This window comes from uncultured Shewanella sp. (assembly GCF_947495455.1).
In the GTDB taxonomy this organism is placed as follows: Bacteria; Pseudomonadota; Gammaproteobacteria; order Enterobacterales; family Shewanellaceae; genus Shewanella.
Genome location: NZ_CANLZC010000186.1, coordinates 1 through 5,176 on the forward strand (window position 1 = coordinate 1; position 5,176 = coordinate 5,176).

Here is a 5,176-nt window from a genome sequence, read left to right on the forward strand (position 1 = left end):
AGGGGTTAAACAGGTATACGACTTGTGTGACATATCTACTTTGCTCCCTAATGTGACATCTTTAACTTGCCTTAACAAGCGGCAGCTTGCTCTGACGGTGAGCTTAAAAAGCTAATGTTGGTCGTAGTGGCCGCCAATCGCGAAGATATAAACATGGGTCTCATCAAATTTATAAATGAGCCTGTCTTTTTGGGAAATGCGCTTTGACCATAGGCCAGACAGGTTATGTTTCAGGGCTTCTGGTTTGCCCAGTCCCTGAGTTGGATCGCCGCGCAACATGTCCTTTAAAATTTTACATAGTGCTTTATGCAGTTTCTTGTCTGTCTCTCTCATTTGCTCATAAACGAGCCACGTTTTACCCTCAAATACCAGTGATCTCATTCATTTGCTCTTGTGTTGGTGTATGGCCTTTTCCATCTTTGTGTGTGTTCATGGATTCGGAGATTTGTTGCATAAGGCTGCTGTTTTGCAGCACATGTAAGGTTTCTTGATCTCGCGCCCAATCATCGGCACTGATCACCACAAAATCTTCACCTGCACGTCGAGTGACTTTTAAGGGCTCATGATCATTGACGGTCTGATCAACATATGTTTTTAAATTATCTCTGAATTTATTGACGCTGACGCTATTCATTGTCGCCTCATTTTTCTGTACGGTATTTCCGTACTATTGTGAGGGCGCTGGCATGATAAGTCAAATGGTAAGCGGTGTTGATCCACTGATTTGAGTTGAAGAAATGCATCAAGGAGAATGTATTAACGGTATTTGTCTCGAATGCGTTTTCGTAGCGTGATGTCTGCTGTTGTTTTCACTTCCTTTGGCCATTCAGGATCATCTTCAGGGCGCCCTTTTACGGGCTCTGTAATGGGAGCTGATGTGACGGCTTCAATTGGCTTGTGTTCTAATCGATTAGTAAGAGATTTTAATTGCTCTTTCATTTCTACTTGCTCAGCTCTTAGCTGATCAATGACTTTTATTAGTTCATCATAAGAGGGTGTTGCTTGGTGTTGCATTTTGTCTTTTTTTGGTGTTGCATTTTCGATTATCTCCCCATAAACACGCAATAATTCAGAGGTATCTATTACTGGATTGCCGCCACGATCTTTTTCGCAAGAAAGCTTACCTGCCTTGATGTGACGCCAAATAGTGGTTCTATTTTTTCCGACCAATTTACTTGCTTGAGATAAATTTACCTTTGCCATGTTTCACCTGTTGCATTACCTTGGTGTTGCTCAGTGTTGCAAAGCTATAGACTAAGTTTTCATTTTTGCTTATTTTTCCCGAATTCAAAGAAAATTGCTGCGACCGAACGTCCTTTTTTTATTGTTTCATATGTCACGTAAATATCACTTTTTTTATTTAATTCGTTTATTGCAGGCTTTATGACATTTCTATTTAATGCCTTAAATTCGAGATATTTTTCTTCAACTCCCAAGGCTGATCGAAAGTCATCAACACAAATTAATCGCTCTTTTGTGGTGTTGTTATAGCGCATCAATAATTCATAGATTCGAATAGAGTGAGATGACTGTAAGTTAGCTATTTGACGTAATTTATAAGTTGTAAAATGATTTTTTAATGAGCTTATGTATTTAATAACATCATCACTCCAAACCAGTGTTATTTTTCCTTGCCCTCTTAATTTCTTAGCTTTTTTTTGAATCCAATAAATCTCAATTTCTTCTAATTCAGTTTTGATTTTTATGGTTGATTTAAAAAGAGAGTCTGCGGCTTTATATAATTCCCTGTGTGCATTAGAGAGATCTATGCCCATTAAATTAGAAAATTCACTTGCAGTAAGCGTCATTTCTTTTGTTGCTTTTTTTCTGGAATCAATTTTAGACAAGCAGGCTAGAACTAATTTCTGTGCTTGAGCAGATAAGGCGTAAGAGGCATCCACTAAAAGGTTTGATTTTGTCACTTGCAAGTTTTTATTCATTTTAAAGGTGTATTCAATCCATTGTTTGTACACTTTTAGCATGGGTGTATAAGGTCGTCAATGTTTACACTTTAAAGCCTTTCTTTTTGACCGTAAATCTATACACCTTAATCCTGTGGATTTGACCGTAAATCTATACACCTTAAAACCCCTTTTGACCGTAAATCTATACACCTTAAAATCCCTTTTAACCGTAAATCTATACACCCCAAGCAAAAAAAAAACTTTTAAATCAAAGCGTAATAAGCGCTTAAACAAGAAAGCTTTATAAAAACAAGAAAGATCTAAAAAGAAAAAAATTAAAAATAAAAAAAATCTGTGGATAACTCACCTAATTTTGAAATTTTCGAGTGATAACCCTTCTTGGGGGTTTCACCCCCGCCAGCCCTTCCCCTCGCTTCGCTCGTTTCCGGCATCCCCCAAAAGCAAAAGACACAAGCGATAATGCCTCGCCATTTCCTGCCGGTGGCAGGGGCGAGCACAACAGCACAATCCGCTAACAGCATTTCGGCTACGCCCCTGAGAGGCTCTCTAAGACCAAAACGAATTTAAAAGCATGTCAGGCAGGATGAGGGGGCAATTTCATTAGCAGGGGGCTGTGTGATGCCCTGAATGGGGTTAAACAAGCGATATCTCGATAAGAAAAAACGCGCTGCGTTTTGGTTTCGCTCCGCTTCCATGCTCTCACTGCGTTCGAAAACGCATTTTAAGGGGTCAAAATGGCGATTTAAGCGACTTTCTCCAAAAAGACACCCCATTGCATGACTTTGGTACTTTAAATTGAATTTTGAGCCGCTGAGGGATTTTGAATTAGCGTAGTCTATTCAAAATTCGGAAGTGGCCTTAAATCTTCTCTAAGAACCGATAAATTTTTAGTGTTAGATCATCTCCTTCGAAAGCCGAATGTTTGCTGTGCTCTGTTTTGAATCCAGTGCATCAAAATCCACTCTCAAACGGCGATGCCTGCTTAACGAAAAATGGAAAATTCAGTTAAAAATTGATTGATCCAAGGATAAATTAAAACCGATGAGGCTTGAGCTTAAAAATGACCCACACCCCACGCTATATTGATAATCTTCAATAATAATGACCGTTTTAATGTAAGTTATTGATTTAAAGGGTTGATTATGGGATTTGAAATCCAGTGTAAATTTTTTGGAATACATTTAGAATTTTAAGAAAAGTGTATTGGATGTGTATTGTGCGTCCAATACACATCCATTAATTAATTGTATTTATTAAATTTTTCAGTGAGCGTATTGGAAGTGTATTGCATTTTTAAATTTAGCAAAAACAATAAGTTAAAAATTGTGCAATACACTTCCAATACACCTGTTGATGAGAGATTTAAGACAGGACAATACACGTCCATTGCTATTTTTTGTGCTCTTTTTGTGAATATTGAAAAATTCAAACACTGATTTATGAATAAACTCGAATTTATTTAAAGTTAAATAGATTTTCTTTAAGTATTTAGAATACTGATAAGACGCTCTAAAAATGCTGTGAGATTGCTATACCTGATGAAATTAAAAGATAAACATAGGCACGCTGTCGAAAGTATACTTTCGTGTGCTTAGGTTTTCCCTAATACCCTTTTAAAATCGACGATTTTTTGTATTTAATCTCAAATTTTACGCTTTCAGCGGAAATTGAATGGAACGAATATAACCAAATTTTCCCTTAAATTAACCTTTAGATAAACAACATTAAGCAGGCAGGATAGGTGAAGTACATGTACCGCGTAAACGGGTATCATGTCTTCACTTTTGAAGTTTATTCGCACTCCGTTCTTAATACTTAATCCTGCTCTTCGAGATTGGGGTTTCCCTTTAAAACCCTCCGCTGAATCGCCCAAAAATCTGGATATTTTCGTCCCGCCCATAAGGGGATCATCAAGGCGGTATATCAAAATGTTTAAATTAATTCGCTGTGAGTAGCTGTCATATAAGAAAATGGCGAAAAGCGAGTAGCTGTCAAAAGAGATTCCTACAGGATGATAAATTCAAGTTGTTTGGTGTATTCAAATTGGGAAAAAAACGGGCGTTAATCAACTAGGCTCTAAGGGTGTTAATTGTTCACTCAAAGTTATATCCCAACTTCAATAAATAGCCTTACAAAAGGGACTTTTTTTATGTAAGATGATATCTTTAATCTGCCTCAATAGATAATTGTTATTTTATATGGTGAATATATATATACTATGCTCAATCTTAAATGAAAAGTTTCTTTTGTTGTTTTTTGAGTTTGTGAATGTAAATAAAAAGAGGTTATTATGCGGTTAATAAAAATGTCGATAATAAAATAATTTTAAAGAATAAGACTTTTAAAATATAATGAGGCTTTCTATTCAATTTAGACCAAAGCCATGCCTAGAAACATTGTTAATCTGGCTAAACTTGACGCCAATACCCTTGCCGCAGTGCCTGATATTATGTTTAAAGACTCATTGCAAAAATATATATCAATAAGGGAAACTGAAGCTAGTAAAGCGACTAAAAATAATGCATTTGGTTTTGCGCGTAGAGCTAAGCAGAGGGTTTCTTCATATAAAGCAAGTGATAAAATTAAAGCTGGCTACAAATTATTAAACTGTTTAGAAGAACCTAATAATAAAAATTATAGGAATTTTACAAAAAGAGAGCTTGATGTATTAAATGATGGTCGTTTGGGCAAATGCTGCCGAACATACATTAAGATTAAAACAAAGAATCGTTCGAGTGATATTAATGATTTAAAATATTGTATAGGTTTTATTGATCCCGTTATACCAGCAAAGAATAATAGCGGTTTTGGGTTTAAATTAGATATAGATGATGTATTTGGGGGGGACTCAAATCGTACCGATTTTCGTGATGCTGCGGTAGAACTTATAGCTGATGGGCTAGGAGCCTTCGTTCGTTGTCTTGCTGAATTGTTAGATTAAGTAGTATCTCTGTGATAAAGATATGCCATGGCAAAGAACTATTTACCATAATACCCGTTGTACGCCAGAGCGGCAGCTTGCTCTGTAGATCCAATATAGTAATGTCACATTTCCCCAATTTAGAGATGTCACATTTTGGTATGCTGGGCCCAAATAATCCGGTGTATTAGATTGGTGTCATGTTAATTACGATGAGTGAAAACGAACTGCACCGCATTGGTGTCATTAAGGATGTTTGTAATAAAAAATTAACCCAAATGACCGCTGCGTCAATGTTAGGGCTGACTCGTCGGCATATCCAAAGATTAGT

The 5,176-nt window shown here is 36.6% G+C and carries 5 protein-coding genes; 1 reads left to right on the plus strand and 4 read right to left on the minus strand.

Annotation, left to right across the window (positions count from 1 at the left end; translation table 11 throughout):
* Nucleotides 1-111: 111 nt before the first annotated feature.
* From Q0791_RS24390 to Q0791_RS24405, 4 genes are all read right to left on the minus strand, one after another.
* Nucleotides 112-381, minus strand: a complete 270-nt coding sequence (locus tag Q0791_RS24390) for a Txe/YoeB family addiction module toxin (protein WP_299011862.1) — start codon at nt 379-381, stop codon at nt 112-114.
* Nucleotides 362-634, minus strand: coding sequence for a type II toxin-antitoxin system Phd/YefM family antitoxin (locus Q0791_RS24395; RefSeq protein ID WP_299011863.1), 273 nt, complete (start codon nt 632-634; stop codon nt 362-364). Before Q0791_RS24395 ends, Q0791_RS24390 begins: the two co-directional genes overlap by 20 nt.
* 122 nt (nt 635-756) lie before the next feature.
* Nucleotides 757-1,203: a hypothetical protein gene (locus Q0791_RS24400; RefSeq protein WP_299011864.1), complete on the minus strand. Its 447-nt coding sequence runs from the start codon at nt 1,201-1,203 to the stop codon at nt 757-759.
* A 59-nt stretch (nt 1,204-1,262) separates the two neighbouring features.
* Entirely contained in the window at nt 1,263-1,922 is a 660-nt protein-coding gene (locus tag Q0791_RS24405) for a replication initiation protein (RefSeq protein ID WP_299011866.1), read from the minus strand.
* Between the two features lie 2,386 nt (nt 1,923-4,308).
* Between Q0791_RS24405 and Q0791_RS24410 the strand changes: the two genes are divergently transcribed.
* A complete protein-coding gene (locus Q0791_RS24410; RefSeq protein WP_299011865.1) occupies nt 4,309-4,866 on the plus strand; it encodes a hypothetical protein in 558 nt (185 codons plus the stop codon).
* The last annotated feature ends 310 nt before the right edge of the window (nt 4,867-5,176 follow it).

Coding starts and splice junctions, on each gene's coding strand:
- Q0791_RS24395 (WP_299011863.1), bottom strand. CDS start 634: ATGAATAGCGTCAGCGTCAATAAATTCAGAGATAATTTAAAAACATAT.
- Q0791_RS24390 (WP_299011862.1), bottom strand. CDS start 381: ATGAGATCACTGGTATTTGAGGGTAAAACGTGGCTCGTTTATGAGCAA.
- Q0791_RS24410 (WP_299011865.1), top strand. CDS start 4,309: ATGCCTAGAAACATTGTTAATCTGGCTAAACTTGACGCCAATACCCTT.
- Q0791_RS24400 (WP_299011864.1), bottom strand. CDS start 1,203: ATGGCAAAGGTAAATTTATCTCAAGCAAGTAAATTGGTCGGAAAAAAT.